Consider the following 15,076-nt stretch of genomic DNA (forward strand, 5'->3'; position numbering starts at 1 on the left):
ACGAATGGTAACGCTTGGGTTTATACGTCACGGGACGACGGAATGGAATTTGGCGGGACGCATGCAGGGGCAGATGGACACGCCCTTGGCTGAAGTAGGACGGGTACAGGCCGAATTGCTGGCAAAGCGGCTTGCGGGAGAGGCATGGGACGGCATCATCGCCAGCGACCTGCTTCGGGCTAAAGAAACGGCTCTTACGATATCCCGCCTTACCGGTGCTCCGCTTCTTGGATTGGATGCCAGGCTGAGGGAGCGGGCGTTCGGCGAGTTGGAAGGGACCACGCTGCAAGAGCGCATTGAGCGCTGGGGCGAGGGGTGGAGAGACTTGGATCTCGGCAAGGAGAGCGATGAGAAGCTGCTGGCGCGCTGGGCGTCCTTTCTCGTCGACGTGGACCGCGAGCATCGGGGCAAACGGATCTTGCTCGTCAGTCATGGCGGATACATCGCACCAGTGCTGGCACAGTTTATCGGAAGAAAGATTGAAGAGCATCTGAGCAATATGTCACTTACGATTACGCAGCGGACACCGGATGGCTGGCAGTGCCGGCTGCTGAACTGTACGGTCCATCTCGCGGAGCTTGAGCAAAGGGCTTGAAAGAGGGATCATACTTAGCCGAAATGAAGCGGCTTTGCACGCATTTCTATTTTTTAGAAGTGCGTGCAAAGCCGTTTTTTTATATGGGACGGAAATAAACTTTTAACCGACCGCGTTTAAATCTAGAACATTTTCCCATACTGGGTACTAAGAAAGCCTTGGAGGGAAGTTCTGGAGGGACGAACGGATGAATTTAGCCGACATGTTAAGCTATGCCGACATTCACCAGTTGAGCCGCATCGCAGGTACGTACAACTGCGAGTGCAACGGGCATTCGAAGAACGAGCTGATTCAATCGATTTTGTCAACCGTAGGACGAAGGGACATTTTCGACCGTCAGATCGGAGCGTTGTCCACCCAGGATATCCGGTTTCTTAACTCGCTGCTTTTCGATCAGCGGGGATCGTTCAGTCTGGAGGAGCTGGTCGCCCGGGTGCAGCAAAGCCGGTTCGACAAAGAAGAAACGGATGCGGCTTGGAATCCGCGCGATACGATTACCCGCTTTAAGCAGCTAGGCTGGCTGTTTAACGGCCATTCGCAGCAGACGAAATATTTGTTTCAAGTGCCTGCGGATCTGAAACGCCGGTTTGTTACGGCCCTGACCAAGCGTTTCGAGCAGCAGTTGGATGCTGCCGATGAGCCTCCGGTCTACCGGGACGAGCAAAAGCTGATCCTGGACGACATCGCGAACTTTCTGCTCTTTCTCCGCGATCAGGAAGTGATGCTGACGAGCGAGAACGCGATGTACAAAAGGAGTCTTCAGCAGGTGCTGGATCGGCTGGCCGTGCGGGAGGAGCCGGTAGGGAAGACGGCGTGGCGATTCGGCTACGGACGGATGTTCCGCGAATATCCGAACCGCTTCTCCTTCATCTACGACTATTGCTACTATAACGACCTCGTCACCGAGCATCATCAGGTGCTTGCGCTGACGGAGCAAGGGCTGGCCCGGGTCAACGAAGGGGGGAAGGAAGACCCGGATCAAGTATACCGTTTCTGGTTAAGGCTTTATAAAGGGCCCGTTCCTCACCTGCAATCGATCGCTCAATGGTTGAACTGTCTGTGCAAAGGCTGGGTGACGTTCGATTCCGTGAAGCAGGCGCTCGTACCGCTGATCCGTTCCTTTTATTACGATACGCCCGATTCTATCCTGGAGCAGCGCATCGTCCAAATGATGATGCATCTGGGACTGCTGCGGATCGGAGAAGAGGAACGGTGCGGCCGTGTCATTCAGGTGACGAAGCTCGGCAGCAGTATTATTGAAGGCACCTATGTACCGGATGAAGAGAAGATTGTGCTGCCATTTGACAACCGGTAATCCCCTTGCTACAATCACTCCATTTAATCCGCCTGATGCGTCTATTCAAGAGCGATGCTCGGGCTTCCAAAGGAGTGGCGATAATGATGCTTCACAGCTATAACGGCATGACCCCTACGGTTCATCCTACCGCTTTTCTCGCACCGGGCGTGCAGATCATTGGCGACGTGGAAATCGGCGAGGGCGCAACGATCTGGTACAATACGGTGCTGCGCGGCGACCTGGCTCCGATCCGAATCGGAAAAAGAAGCAACATTCAAGACGGGTGCATCGGTCACGTCAATACGGACCAGCCGCTGATCATCGAAGACGAGGTTTCCGTCGGACATGGCGCGATTATTCACGGGTGCCATGTAGGCAAAGGCACATTAATCGGCATGGGGGCGATTGTACTTAACGGCGCCGTGATCGGTGAATATGCTTTAATAGGAGCGGGTTCTCTCGTAACCGAAAACAAAACGATTCCCCCGTTTACCCTGTCGCTCGGATCTCCGGCTAAAGTGGTGCGCGAACTGAAGGAATCGGATCTTGCACGAATGAAACGGACAATGGAAAGCTACTGCTTAAAAGGCGAGGAATATCGGAAGGAACGTACGTAAGGGAATGCTGGAATGAATCGAAATAATCATGACCCGGTTTGGAGGTAGGTTCTCATGGGCAAAATGAATGTGACGAACGAAATGATGCTGAGTTTGTTTGCTGAAATGTTGCTTGATGAAGCACTGCGTAACTACAAAGAGCAGGTTCTATATAAAGAGATCGATCAAGCTCTGGCCAAGGGAGACGAACAATCCTTCATTGCCCTAACGACCGAACTCAATGCGCTGCGCTCTCTGGGGAAATGAGGATTTCAAGGCAGTCCGGAATACAAACGTGTCATTTTTACGAAAAGACATATGAAGCCCGTTCATATGTCTTTTTTTCTATGTTAAAGTAAAGAGCGGGAAAGAAGGTGATACATATGAAATTCAGCGACATTCAAGAAACGCAGTGGGAGGAGCTCCGTCCTTACTTGGACACGTGCCTGCTGCCGGTAACCGGACTGCGGGGAACGGAAACGCCGTGGCAGGCGACAAGCGAGCTTGAGCGGCTTCGCGATGCTCTCGATTTATTGGAGATCCCTTTTAAAGGCCGGACCGTTACTTACCCGGCCATTCACTTCGTTCCGTCGGGCTCGGGAGAAACGTTCCTTGGAGAAACCTGTGCCGGACTTAAAGAAGCCGGGTTCCGGTATGTGGTGATCGTGACGGCCAAATCGGAGGAAGAGCTTGTTTTAAACCCGGATGAACTGGGAGGAAAAGCGGATCTTTTGCTTCGATTTACACCGGACGAGCTGCGCCAATCCGCTTCGGACGCGAAGAGACGAGCTGCTGAAGAGGTAATGGCTTTATGGAGCGGAAGGCAAACGTTGTGAAGCATGTATGATCTGTGGCAACTATGCAAATTCTAAGCAAGAGCCCTCGTTTTCAGGGTGTTCCGGCAGTTGTGACAATTTCGTTAACACTGTTATCAGCCGCCAGAATTACACGCTGGAATGGCCTGTCTGCATTCTTGACGCACCCAGAGACGTAAGCTATTATTAGTTATGTCCTAGTATATGGTGTAAAGTTATGTCGAACGACTGATATATGTTGCAAAAGGGGGTAGAACGAGAATGAACGATCACTCGAATCAAGAGTCGCAGCATCGCGGTGAGAAGCCGGTGGCGCGTCGTGAAATGTCCAGACGCCAGTTTCTTAACTACACCCTTGGCGGAGCGGGAGCTTTCATGGGCGCCGGGATGCTGGTTCCGATGATTCGGTTTGCAGTGGATCCGGTTCTTCAGCCTAAAGCTCAAGCGCAATGGGCTAAGGTTGTAGAAGAATCGAAGGTAGCGAACGAGCCGAAATCCTTTAAATTTAAAATTCATCAAGTGGACGGCTGGTACGAAAGCGAACCGGAGCTTGAGGCGTGGATTTCCAAAGGGAAGGACGGCAAAGTCTTCGCGCTCAATCCGACGTGTAAGCATCTTGGCTGTACGGTCAACTGGAACGGCAGCCCGGAATTTAAGGATCAATATTACTGTCCTTGCCACGGCGCCCACTATACGGCGGACGGCAAAAACTTGGCCGTCGCACCGCTGCCGCTCGACGAATACGAAGTGAAGATCGAACAGGGCTTTGTGTACCTGGGTCAGCTCGGTCCGAACAAACGGGTGTAATAAGGAGGCGTAACATCAGATGTTTAAAAGTGTCTATAACTGGATTGATGAACGTCTGGATATCACGCCGATGTGGAGAGACGTAGTGGACCATGAGGTACCGGAGCACGTAAACCCGGCGCACCACTTCTCCGCATTCGTCTATTGCTTTGGCGGGTTGACATTCTTTATCACAGTTATACAAATCTTGTCCGGTATGTTCCTTACCATGTATTATGTACCGGATATTATCAATGCCTATGCGAGCGTCGATTACTTGCAGCATAAAGTCGCTTTCGGCGTTATTGTCCGCGGCATGCATCACTGGGGAGCCAGCTTAGTTATCGTGATGATGTTCTTACATACGCTCCGCGTTTTCTTTACGGGTTCTTACAAGGCGCCCCGCGAGATGAACTGGGTTGTAGGTATGCTCATCTTCTTCGTCATGTTGGGACTCGGTTTGACGGGTTACTTGTTGCCTTGGGATAACAAAGCCTATTTCGCAACAAGCGTTACGCTGAAGATCGTCGAGTCGGCGCCATACATCGGTCCGTATGCCAAGACGTTTCTGCAGGGCGGCGAGATCGTAGGCGCACAGACGCTGACCAGATTCTTTGCTCTGCACGTGTTCTTCCTGCCGGGAGCTTTGCTTGCCCTGCTCGCCGGACACTTCTTCATGATCCGCAAGCAAGGGATATCCGGTCCGCTGTAAGAACCGGTGAGGCCTGCTGAGCCGGTATTCATGAGAAAATGAGAAGGAGGGCGAATCGTGGCTCACGGTCATAAAACTGATGAAAAAATCGTTTATGTTGGGGATTCACGCGTACGTATTAAGTCGTCACGGATGATTCCCCAAGATTATTCCGCTTATCCCGGAAAATCGGAAGTTTTTATTCCGAACTTTCTATTAAAAGAATGGATGGTCGGCGTTGTTGTTCTGGTCGGGATTTTGGCTTTGGTTATGTCCGAAGCGGCTCCGCTCGGTTATCCGGCTGATCCGACGAACACGCAATTCATCCCGATGCCGGACTGGTACTTCCTGTTTATGTACCAGCTGCTGAAATACCCGTACACTTCGAACCAATTTGTGGTGCTCGGTACGGTCGGCGTTCCGGGCATCCTCTTCGGCGCGTTGATGCTGGCGCCGTTCCTGGATACGGGAAAAGAAAGACGTTTTTATAAACGTCCAATCGCTTCTGCTCTGATGTTCTTGAGCTTGACTGCGGTTACATATCTGACGTATACGTCCTGGCATCACTATCAGCTGGAGCTGAAAGAGAAAAACGTGATTCCCGAGCATATTAAGCGGGAAGAGGAAATGCACGCCAACAAGGGGAAAGCTGGCGGAGAAGGCGGCGGAGGAGCCAAGAAACCGGCTGCGCAAGCTGCGGCAATCGTCGCTCCGGATGACCCGGCGGCAGCGATTTACCAAAAATCCACTTGTCTTTCTTGCCACGGCGGCGAGCTGAAAGGAATGCCTTCCGCCAAAATTCCGGCGCTTCGCGGAGTCGGTGACAAGCATTCGAAGGATGAGATTCTCGGCATCATCAAGAAAGGCCAAGGCAGCATGCCGGCCCAATATGATGCGAACATCTCAAAAGGTTTGACGGAAGCTGACATCGACAAACTGGCCGATTGGCTCGCCAAGCAAAAAGCAAGCAAATAATCCAACCAAACCTGACCGTTAAGCACGGTCAGGTTTTTTTAAGATCGAGGAAGCTAAGGATTGGCGGAGTTAAACACATAAAGAGCTGGAGGGAGCCATCTTGTTGGGAAGGAGCTTGTCGTACTGGTTTTCGCGCGAATTTTTGAGCAGTCGGTTCATGCTGTGGAGTTTATTCTGGATTAATCTGCTTGGGACAGTATACGGCTATATATGGTACGGCAATCAGTTGGTCTATACGGCTGTTGAAATATCACCGCTTTATTTGCCATTTGTGCCGGATAGCCCTACCGCCAGCTTGTTTTTTACTTGGGCGGTAGCCTATTGGCTTCTTGACCATTATCGATCCCCGGCTGGCAATTTGAATCCAGCAATGAAAAGTGGTTGGAGAAGCTTTGTTGAAGCGTTCGCTGTCGTGACTTCGTTTAAATATGGAATTTGGGCCGTTGCGATCATTTTTGCCGGGGCTTATAAGGGAGATATTCTTGTATGGCAGGATTGGATGCTGGTGTTCTCCCATCTTGGCATGGCAGCCGAAGCAGTGCTGTACTTTCGCTTGTACCGATACCGCTGGCTATCCGTCATTCTTGTCGCATGCTGGGTATTATTGAACGATACGATGGATTACGGGCAAGGAGTTTATCCGTGGCTGCCAAAAGTGCTGGAGGACAACTTATCTGAAATTGCCACGTTTACTATGGCTTTGAGCGTGTTTAGCGTTGCTTTAGCTCTCGTGTTGTGGCTCGTGAGAGAGCTTCGGCTGCCAAGAACCTCGTCCAAATAGTCGGTCTAATCGGCACTTTCTCTCCATAGGATGTACTTAGGAGGGGATGTCCCAATGGCCGGAAAGGTTCGAAGATGGCATAGGTTCGGGATTTGGCTGGCCCTGTCCGTCAGCTTATTGCTGATTGCAACAGGGTGCAGGGAGGAGAGAAGCGCAAAAGTAACGTCGGCGGCCAAGCCCTCGGCGGAGCAGGTGCAGAAGACAGAGCTGCTGGGCCGGACGGCGGAAGAGCTGTACCAAAAAGCAAAGCAAGGACACGTTTCGGGAAGTCTGATGGCGCTTCAGCAGCTAAGCGATCAAATACCGAAGATACGCTTTGAAGGCCTCACGTCAATCGAAGGAATGAACGCACTCACAAGAGCCGTTACGGATGCGAAACGGGTGTTCAACGCGTCAAGCTTCAAGCCAGAGGAAGGACAGATAGCAGCCGCAAAAATTCGCCTCGCAACGGATGCGCTGACGCACCCTCATACGCCATTATGGCTGCAGTATGACAAGCTGCTCTCCGACGACGTGAACCTGCTTGAAAAGGCCGCTACCGATAAAAATAGAGCCGAGGTTCGAAAAGGGGCATCATTGCTGGAGCAGCATATCGGCATGATCCGCCCGAGCTTGCTTATCAGCCGCAGTCCCACCGACGTCGAGAAGCTTGATTCGCTTGCAACTTTCATTAAGCTTCAGGCTCAAGGGGAAGGGGAGCTGTACCGCAACGTGCTCAATGCGGTTCCTCCGCTTCGCGGCCTGCTGGATAAACTGTTTCTGAAGCGGGAAACGACCGCCTACCTGCCTTACCCCGAACAGCAGACCCCGATTCTATGGATTGTGACCCTTGGTTCCGTCATCTTGGCATCGCTCGGCTTTGCCGCTTGGCGGTTATCCAAGAAAAACGGCGGCCTTGTTCCGGTCCGCCGTCCTGACCCGGAAAAGCCGGGAAGCTAAATAAGGTTTAATTGGGCTTAAAGCCTTCACCGACAACGTCGTGAACCTCCGTAATAATGAGAAATGCGAGGGGGTCGATGGAGCGGACGAGGTCTTTAAGCCTTTTCATTTCGCTCCGGGCTACGACGCAGTAGACGACGTTTTTGGGTTGCTTGGAGTAGGCTCCGACCGCGGGGAACAGGGTGGCTCCTCGGTCCAATTCCTTCGCGATTGCCGCAGAAACCTCATCCGCGTGATCGGTGATGATCATGAACGATTTGGCGGCGTACGCCCCTTCGATAAGAATGTCAATCAGCTTCGAAGCGATGAACACGGCGACAAAGGTATATAAGATTTTCTCCTTTGGGAGAAAGAAGAGTGAGGCCCCGATGACGACGACGTCCATGATCAATATCACTTGTCCGATGCTCCAGCCCTTCAGTTTGTGGGCGACTCTCGCCAGGATGTCCGAACCGCCGGTCGTTCCGCCGTACCGGAAAACGATACCGAGACCGAGACCGAGCGTAAACCCGGCATAAGCCGTTGCCAGGAAGAAATCGTGCTCCGTCCGGAACGGAACTAACCACCCCGTCTGAATCAGCCGCTCCATGACCCATAGAAAGAACGATACGGACAAGGTGCCGAGCACCGTATATCCCATCGACGCTTTGCCCAAAATACGCCATCCCAAGTAAAAAAGCGGGATGTTCAGACCTAACGTCGTCAAGGACGGCGGCAACCCGAAAATATAAGAGAGCAGCAGGGCAACCCCGGTCACACCGCCTTCCATCAATTCGTTGGAGATCACAAAATAATGAATGCCGAACGCATAAATCGCCGTTCCAATCAAGATCGGAACGATGTTTTTCAGATGGGCTTTTAGGGGTTCCGGCATAAATCCACCTCGATTCGAAAAGATGTTTATAGTAAGATTCTCTTAGGTTATCTCGATGCCCTTTTTTTCATGATTAAGTAAATGAAAAAGTTTTAAAAAGCAAAAAAAAATTTGTCATTCCCCCTCACTTTGCGTTAACATGGTACTGATACGGTTGTCTCGCACATCCGTTCGTCATCTGAATATAAGGTGGGTGAACATCTCCCGGTATGTCCGAGAAAACGTTAAAGAACCTCCAAGGCGAGGTGCACGAATACATATCGCAGTTTAAGGAAGGATACTTCAAACCGCTGACGATGCTGGCCCGAATGTCGGAAGAGGTAGGGGAGCTGGCGCGGGAAGTAAACCATCGTTATGGCGAGAAGCCGAAAAAGGCGACCGAGGAGGAAAACTCCATCGAGCTTGAGCTTGGCGACATTTTGTTCATTACGATCTGCTTTGCGAATTCGCTAGGCATCGATTTGACGGAAGCGCATGATAGGGTCATGCACAAATTCCGGACGCGGGACGCGGACCGTTGGACGAAAGTAAACACCGACGCTTGATCCTTTTCATATACTGTATCATCACCTTGTACTTCTCATGTCGGCTTGGAAGGCTTGCTTCCGGTTTGGCTGAGGAAGGAGATGATGCAGTTGAAAGGCGAAGAGGCAATCAAGAAAGCGTACGAATCGATTCTAAATCACGATTTCGAACAGGCCATCGCCTGGTTCGAACGTGCGATAGCGACGAATCCCGAATGCGCGGCGTACCATTATAAGCTGTCTATTACGTACGCCCGCAGCGGCAAGCTGGATAAAGCGGCGGCACATGCAAGCCAAGCGGTACGGCTTGAACCGAAGGATGAGCATTTCACATTCCATCTGCAGCACCTTCAAGCACGGCAATTGACGCTCCAAGCAGAGAAACTGTTCGAGGAGTCGGATGAACGACTGTGGCTGGCGGTGTCGCTGCTGCAGCAAGCGGTGAAGTTTGATCCGCTTTCGCAGGAAGCTTTTTTACTATTGGGTATCGCTTATTCCCGGCTTCGGGAGTTCGCTCCGGCCGTGCAGGCCATTCAGGAGCTGCTCAAGCTTGATCCGCAGCATTCCATCGGCTTACGGCTGCTCGCGGACTACCGGCAAAAGTGGAAGGAATATATAAGCGTTACTCTATAAGTGCCAATGATCGACACCTAGGCGGAAAGGACAATGAATCCACTATGAAACCAATCATCAAAGTAGCGGTTGCCGGAGCGGGAGGCCGTATGGGGCGCGAGGTCGTCAAGCTGGTATTAGGCGATCCGGAACTGGAGCTGGCCGCTGCGGTTAACCGTTCTGCTGTAGGAACGGATGCAGGCAGACTGGTCGGCCTGGATGCTTGCGGAGTTGCGGTTACGAACGATTTGGAGCTTGCTCTGGCAGAAACGAAACCCGACGTGCTGGTTGATTTTACAGCTCCACATTCGGCGGTAACGCACACCCGGTTGGCTATAAAACATAAGGTTCGCCCCGTGATGGGGACTACCGGCTTTACGCCGGAAGATATTGCCGAATTGGACAAGCAGTGCAAGGAAGCGGGGATTGGCGGATTGATCGCTCCGAACTTCTCGATAGGCGCCATTCTGATGATGAAATTCGCTGCGCAGGCCGCTAAATATTTTCCTCATCTGGAAATTATCGAGTATCATGGCGACCAGAAGCTGGACGCGCCTTCGGGCACTTCCGTGAAGACAGCGGAGCTGATCTCGGAAGCGAGGCAGGAACTGCGCCAAGGCAATCCGAACGAAGTGGAGACGATCGAAGGCTCGCGCGGAGGGTATTACAACGGTTTCCGGATTCATAGCGTTCGGCTGCCGGGTATCTTCGCCCAGCAGGAGGTCATCTTCGGCGCTTTCGGACAATCCTTGAAAATCCGTCACGACTCGTATGACCGCGCCGGTTATATGCCTGGCGTTAAGGTAGCCGTTCAGAAAGTCATGGAATATACCGGTATGGTTTACGGCTTCGAACATTTTATCGATTAAAAACGAAAGAGGACATGGGGCCGGACCGAAGAGGACCGCTCGAGTGTCCTCGTTTTATAGGAGTTTAGAGAGGAGCTGCCATCCTATGGCAATGAAAATCGCGCTTATCGCACACGACCGCAAGAAGGAAGAAATGGTCAATTTCGTTATGGCCTACGAGAATGTGTTTCAAGATCATACATTGTATGCGACAGGAACGACAGGCACGCGCATTATGGAAAATACGAGCCTGCAGGTGAACCGCTTTATGTCCGGTCCGCTCGGAGGGGACCAACAGATCGGCGCCTTGGTGGCGACCAATGAAATCGATTTGATTATCTTTTTGCGCGATCCGCTAATGGCGCAACCGCACGAGCCCGATATTATTGCTTTGCTTCGTCTGTGCGACGTTCAAGGAATTCCTTGCGCCACCAATATCGCGACCGCGGAAATTTTAGTCAAAGCGCTTGACCGGGGGGACTTCGCCTGGCGGGAGCTGGTGCATAAATACAAGCCGGGGATCGACCAATGAACGAGTCACTTGATTTGCTCGTTTTCGGCGCTCACCCGGACGACGCGGAAATCGGCATGGGCGGTACGATTGCGAAGCATATGGCAGCCGGGCTTAAGGTAGGTATTTGTGACTTGACTTTGGCGGAAATGTCCTCTAACGGCACGATCGACACGCGTCAACAGGAGGCTAAGGCGGCATCGGAGGCGCTTGGCCTGACCGTTCGCACCAATCTGCAGCTGCTGGACCGCGGACTTTATCTGCTGCCGGAGTATGTGGAGCGCATTGTCTTGGAAATCCGCACATGGAAGCCGCGCATCGTATTCGCTCCGTATTGGGAGGACCGGCATCCGGACCATATCGCCTGCAGCAAGCTGGTGCAGGAAGCGCTGTTCAATGCCAAGCTGAGACGGTACTTGCCCGATCACCCGGCGCATACGGTAGAAGAAAGCTACTTTTATTTTATTAACGATGTGATAGAACCGGACGTGATGGTTGACGTGACCGGCCAGTATGAGAGCAAGCGCTCGTCGCTGCTTGCGTATCGGAGCCAATTCGAAACTTCGGGTTCGGGTGCCGGGAACGACATCGTACGTACACCGCTGAACCAAGGCTATCTGGAGCGGGTGGAAGCTCGGGACTCTCTCCTTGGGCAAAAACGGTCGGTCCGGTATGCGGAAGGATTTATCAGCAAGCTGCCTTACTTGACAGAGCTGTTCTAAAAGCATGATCAAATTCAGGAGCAAAAGGAGGCGGCTCGAAAACAATGAACCGGCTAAAAATCGGAATTACATGCTATCCCACATTAGGGGGGTCGGGCGTCGTCGCCACCGAGCTCGGAAAGCTGCTTGCGGAAAAAGGGCACGAGGTTCATTTTATTACGCACAGCATGCCGTTTCGACTTGGAAAGTTCGACCGCAACATCTTCTATCACGAAGTCGAAGTCAACGACTATTACGTGTTTAAATATCCGCCATACGATTTGTCTCTGGCCAGCAAGCTTGCACAGGTGGTGAAGCTGGAACAGCTGGATCTGCTGCATGTCCATTACGCTATTCCGCACGCCGTCTGCGCCCTGCTTGCCAAGCAGATGGTTGGGCCAGAGCTGAAAGTGGTAACGACTTTGCATGGCACCGATATTACGGTTCTGGCGCAGGACGAATCGCTAAGCGATCTGATCCGGTATGCGATCAACCAAAGCGATGCGGTGACCGCCGTATCGCAGGATTTGATACAGGAGACGCGGCAGCTGCTCGGAATCGAGAAGCCGATCGATTTGGCTTACAATTTCGTGGACAAACGGGTATATTATCCGCGCGAAGTGGCAACGCTCCGCAAGGAGTATGCGCATCCCGACGAGAAGATTTTGATTCACATTTCCAACTTCCGTCCGGTCAAGCGGGTAACGGATGTTGTGGACATTTTCGACCGCGTCCGCAAAGAAGTACCTTCCCGCCTGCTGTTTGTAGGCGAAGGCCCGGAGTTGTCCAAGGTGCTCTGCAAGGTTAAGGAGCTCGGGCTAATGGATCGGGTGACTTTCTGCGGCAAGCAGGACGACGTCGCCCAGCTGTTGTCGTTAGCCGACCTTATGCTGCTTCCGTCCGAGAAGGAAAGCTTCGGCTTGGTTGCGCTGGAAGCGATGGCCTGCGGCGTACCGACGATCGCATCGAACGCCGGCGGCATTCCCGAGTTGATTACTCACGGCGAAACCGGTTATTTGGCGGATATCGGCGATGTAGAGCAAATGGCGGCATATGCGATAGCGCTGCTAAAGGACGAAAGCTTGTACAAAAAGACGGTAGACGCCTGTTTGTACCGGGCACATTGTACGTTCTGCAACGATTTGATTACGCAGCAGTATGAAGCGTTGTACTATCGGGTGCTTGGGCGGCCGATCCCGGAATCGATTCGGGAAAATCCGCTTAACTGCTGACAAGGGAAGCGGGAGTACATACATGAGCGATGCTTTAAAGCAGGGGGCCATGCAGATTGTCCAGCGTTTGTGCGAGTCGGGCTTCGAGGCTTATTTGGTCGGCGGATGCGTTCGGGACGAACAGCTCGGACGCCCTGTGAAGGATTACGATATTGCCACTTCGGCTCATCCCGGCCAGGTGCAGCGGCTTTTTGAGCGCACGGTGCCCACCGGATTGCAGCATGGGACGGTTACGGTCGTGGCGGATAAGATGCCTTACGAAGTAACGACGTTTCGCCGGGAAGGCGGATACGAAGCGTTCCGGCGCCCGACTGAGGTGGAATATATCGACAGCTTGACGGAGGATTTGCAGCGGCGCGATTTCACGATGAATGCGATGGCTATCGACCAAAACGGCCATCTGATCGATCCGTTCGATGGCATGAAGGATTTGGAACGCGGCGTCCTTCGCTGCGTTGGTCAAGCGGAAGCGCGGTTCGGAGAAGATGCGCTGCGAATGATGCGGTGCCTCCGTTTTGCATCGGAGTACGGCCTGACAGTGGAACAGGCGACCTGGGACGCTCTGAACTCCGGCATTTCGTTGCTGCGGCATATCGCCATGGAACGGACCCGGGCGGAGCTGGAGCGCATGGTTGGGGGCAGTGACCCGAACCGTGCCTTGGAGTTGCTCGCGGAAAGCCGGGCGCTGCGTCACGTGAAGCAGGAACTGCTGCTGTCCGGGCTGGACAAGGAAACGGAATGGCCGCCCCTCTCACGGTTAACGGAAATGGAGCATCGGATTGCTTTTATCTACATTCGACTGGGAGCCGTTCCGGCGGATGTTGAAGAGGATATGATCAAGCTAACGTTCTCCAGACAACAGATGGAGACAGTCAAACGAATCGTTGCCGCGCATACTGCTCTTGTATCCGGATTGGGTGAATCGACGGAACGGGGCGGAGAACCCTACTTGAGAAAAGTATGGATTGCGGCCGTACTCAAGTATGGCGTTTCTGCGCTCCGTACGTTAAGAGAGATTTACTTGCTGGAGGACGCCCCGATTCGGACTGACAACGTCAAGGTTGGCAGGGCCGTGGATGTATGGAGAAGAATAGGCGCCGTGTGGCTAGAGCAGATGCCCGTTTCAGCTCTTGCAGAGCTTGCCGTCGGAGGGAAGGAGCTTATGGATCGTCTGGGAGTCCAAGGCGGTCCGTGGACCGGCCGGCTGCTGCACCGCTTGCTTGAAAGCGCTGCGCTCGGCGAACTTCCCAACGACAAAGAAACGCTGCTTGCGGCAGCGAAGGAGCATTACGAAAACATGCAGGAGAACGATGAATGATGACGGATCGACTGATCGGACTGTTCGAGCAATCGGATGGTAAATTTTTGTCCGGCGAACAGCTGAGCGAGGAGCTTGGCGTCAGCCGGACGGCCGTTTGGAAGCAGATCGAACGTTTGCGGCAGCGAGGATACCGCTTTGAAGCAGTATCGCGCAAAGGCTACCGGCTGTTGTCCAAGCCGGACAGGCTGGATATAAGCCGCCTGCAATTGAAGCTGGAGACGGAACGGTTCGGCCGGTTCGTGAAATATTACGACCAAGTGGAGTCGACGCAAATCGTCGCGGCTCGCTGTGTCGCGGAAGGTGCCGAGGAAGGCACGCTTATTCTTACGGAAGAGCAAACAGCCGGGAAAGGCCGGATGGGACGCAAGTGGCATTCTCCGGTCGGAAAAGGCATCTGGATGAGTCTGATTTTGAAGCCGGTGTGGATTCCTTTGTTATTCACCCCTCAATTGACTTTGCTCGTTGCCGTCGCTTTATGCCGGGCCATCCGCAGCGCGGCAGGTGTGGAGGCAGGGATCAAATGGCCGAACGATCTGCTTGTCGGCGGCAAGAAGGTCGCCGGTATTTTGCTTGAATCGAGCGCCGAGGATGAACGGCTGCAGCACATTATCGCCGGAGTCGGCATTAGCGTGAATCTGCAATCGGACGATTTTCCTCCGGAGCTGAGGGATACAGCCACCTCGCTTGCCATCGAAGCAGGTCGTCAGGTGGACCGGATCGAGGTGCTCAGCCGATTTTTGCTGGAGTGGGAGCAGTTGTACGAGTTGTACCGGCGGGAGGGCTTTGCCCCCATCAAGCTGCTGTGGGAAGCGCTGAACGTATCGCTTCACCGGAATATCCGCTGCCGGACCCCTCAAGGGGACTTCGAAGGATTTGCCGAGGGGATCGATGAGCATGGCGCTTTGCAGCTTCGCACAGCAGACGGATCGGTAAAAAAGCTGTATTCCGCCGATATCAGTTTCGGGTGACACAAGTTGA

General features: G+C 53.1%; 19 protein-coding genes. 18 read left to right on the top strand and 1 reads right to left on the bottom strand.

From position 1 onward, the window contains the following. The first annotated feature begins 4 nt into the window (after window positions 1-4). The 10 genes from BLO51_RS00945 (at window position 5) to BLO51_RS00990 (ending at window position 7,475) form a co-directional block, all read left to right on the top strand. Entirely contained in the window at window positions 5-595 is a 591-nt protein-coding gene (locus BLO51_RS00945; RefSeq protein WP_090665863.1) for a histidine phosphatase family protein, read from the top strand. Window positions 596-782: 187 nt separating this feature from the next. After that, window positions 783-1,910, top strand: coding sequence for a hypothetical protein (locus tag BLO51_RS00950; protein WP_090665865.1), 1,128 nt, complete (start codon window positions 783-785; stop codon window positions 1,908-1,910). Window positions 1,911-1,996: 86 nt separating this feature from the next. Further along, complete coding sequence (locus BLO51_RS00955) at window positions 1,997-2,509, top strand: gamma carbonic anhydrase family protein (protein ID WP_090666163.1); 513 nt, start codon at window positions 1,997-1,999, stop codon at window positions 2,507-2,509. A gap of 54 nt (window positions 2,510-2,563) precedes the next feature. Continuing rightward, complete coding sequence (locus tag BLO51_RS00960) at window positions 2,564-2,755, top strand: IDEAL domain-containing protein (protein ID WP_025846329.1); 192 nt, start codon at window positions 2,564-2,566, stop codon at window positions 2,753-2,755. A gap of 116 nt (window positions 2,756-2,871) precedes the next feature. Continuing rightward, window positions 2,872-3,324 (top strand): DUF2487 family protein, encoded by a 453-nt coding sequence (locus tag BLO51_RS00965; protein ID WP_090665867.1) that lies wholly within the window; start codon window positions 2,872-2,874, stop codon window positions 3,322-3,324. A 240-nt stretch (window positions 3,325-3,564) separates the two neighbouring features. Beyond that, window positions 3,565-4,110, top strand: a complete 546-nt coding sequence (locus tag BLO51_RS00970) for a Rieske (2Fe-2S) protein (RefSeq protein WP_090665869.1) — start codon at window positions 3,565-3,567, stop codon at window positions 4,108-4,110. A 19-nt stretch (window positions 4,111-4,129) separates the two neighbouring features. Next, window positions 4,130-4,801, top strand: coding sequence for a menaquinol-cytochrome c reductase cytochrome b subunit (qcrB, locus tag BLO51_RS00975; RefSeq protein ID WP_090665871.1), 672 nt, complete (start codon window positions 4,130-4,132; stop codon window positions 4,799-4,801). A gap of 57 nt (window positions 4,802-4,858) precedes the next feature. Beyond that, complete coding sequence (locus tag BLO51_RS00980) at window positions 4,859-5,755, top strand: c-type cytochrome (RefSeq protein WP_090665873.1); 897 nt, start codon at window positions 4,859-4,861, stop codon at window positions 5,753-5,755. 157 nt (window positions 5,756-5,912) lie between these two features. Continuing rightward, on the top strand, window positions 5,913-6,536 hold the full coding sequence (locus BLO51_RS00985; RefSeq protein WP_090666166.1) for a DUF1405 domain-containing protein: 624 nt from the start codon (window positions 5,913-5,915) through the stop codon (window positions 6,534-6,536). A gap of 54 nt (window positions 6,537-6,590) precedes the next feature. Then, complete coding sequence (locus tag BLO51_RS00990) at window positions 6,591-7,475, top strand: sporulation protein YpjB (protein ID WP_090665875.1); 885 nt, start codon at window positions 6,591-6,593, stop codon at window positions 7,473-7,475. Between the two features lie 7 nt (window positions 7,476-7,482). On the opposite strand, the gene BLO51_RS00995 is transcribed toward BLO51_RS00990, so the two are convergent. Beyond that, window positions 7,483-8,349 carry a YitT family protein gene (locus BLO51_RS00995; protein ID WP_090665877.1) on the bottom strand — a complete coding sequence of 289 codons (867 nt, stop codon included), beginning with the start codon at window positions 8,347-8,349 and terminating at the stop codon, window positions 7,483-7,485. A gap of 209 nt (window positions 8,350-8,558) precedes the next feature. On the opposite strand from BLO51_RS00995, the gene BLO51_RS01000 reads away from it, so the two are divergent. The 8 genes from BLO51_RS01000 to BLO51_RS01035 all read left to right on the top strand — a co-directional run bounded on the left by BLO51_RS01000 (window position 8,559) and on the right by BLO51_RS01035 (window position 15,066). After that, entirely contained in the window at window positions 8,559-8,894 is a 336-nt protein-coding gene (locus BLO51_RS01000; RefSeq protein WP_090665880.1) for a nucleotide pyrophosphohydrolase, read from the top strand. Window positions 8,895-8,975: 81 nt separating this feature from the next. Next, the gene (locus tag BLO51_RS01005; RefSeq protein ID WP_245719476.1) at window positions 8,976-9,506 is read left to right on the top strand and encodes a tetratricopeptide repeat protein; all 531 of its coding nucleotides are present in this window, start codon (window positions 8,976-8,978) and stop codon (window positions 9,504-9,506) included. Window positions 9,507-9,550: 44 nt separating this feature from the next. Beyond that, window positions 9,551-10,354: a 4-hydroxy-tetrahydrodipicolinate reductase gene (gene dapB / locus BLO51_RS01010; RefSeq protein ID WP_090665882.1), complete on the top strand. Its 804-nt coding sequence runs from the start codon at window positions 9,551-9,553 to the stop codon at window positions 10,352-10,354. 91 nt (window positions 10,355-10,445) lie between these two features. Further along, on the top strand, window positions 10,446-10,865 hold the full coding sequence (mgsA, locus tag BLO51_RS01015; RefSeq protein WP_174551178.1) for a methylglyoxal synthase: 420 nt from the start codon (window positions 10,446-10,448) through the stop codon (window positions 10,863-10,865). Continuing rightward, window positions 10,862-11,566: a bacillithiol biosynthesis deacetylase BshB1 gene (gene bshB1 / locus BLO51_RS01020; protein WP_090665886.1), complete on the top strand. Its 705-nt coding sequence runs from the start codon at window positions 10,862-10,864 to the stop codon at window positions 11,564-11,566. Before mgsA ends, bshB1 begins: the two co-directional genes overlap by 4 nt. Window positions 11,567-11,610: 44 nt before the next feature. Further along, a complete protein-coding gene (gene bshA / locus BLO51_RS01025) occupies window positions 11,611-12,777 on the top strand; it encodes an N-acetyl-alpha-D-glucosaminyl L-malate synthase BshA (RefSeq protein ID WP_090665888.1) in 1,167 nt (388 codons plus the stop codon). A gap of 22 nt (window positions 12,778-12,799) precedes the next feature. Then, window positions 12,800-14,095, top strand: a complete 1,296-nt coding sequence (locus BLO51_RS01030; protein WP_090665890.1) for a CCA tRNA nucleotidyltransferase — start codon at window positions 12,800-12,802, stop codon at window positions 14,093-14,095. Then, window positions 14,092-15,066, top strand: coding sequence for a biotin--[acetyl-CoA-carboxylase] ligase (locus BLO51_RS01035; protein WP_245719477.1), 975 nt, complete (start codon window positions 14,092-14,094; stop codon window positions 15,064-15,066). The genes BLO51_RS01030 and BLO51_RS01035 overlap by 4 nt, the downstream gene beginning before the upstream one ends. Window positions 15,067-15,076 lie beyond the last annotated feature (10 nt).

Source organism: Paenibacillus tianmuensis, assembly GCF_900100345.1.
GTDB lineage: Bacteria > Bacillota > Bacilli > Paenibacillales > NBRC-103111 > Paenibacillus_G > Paenibacillus_G tianmuensis.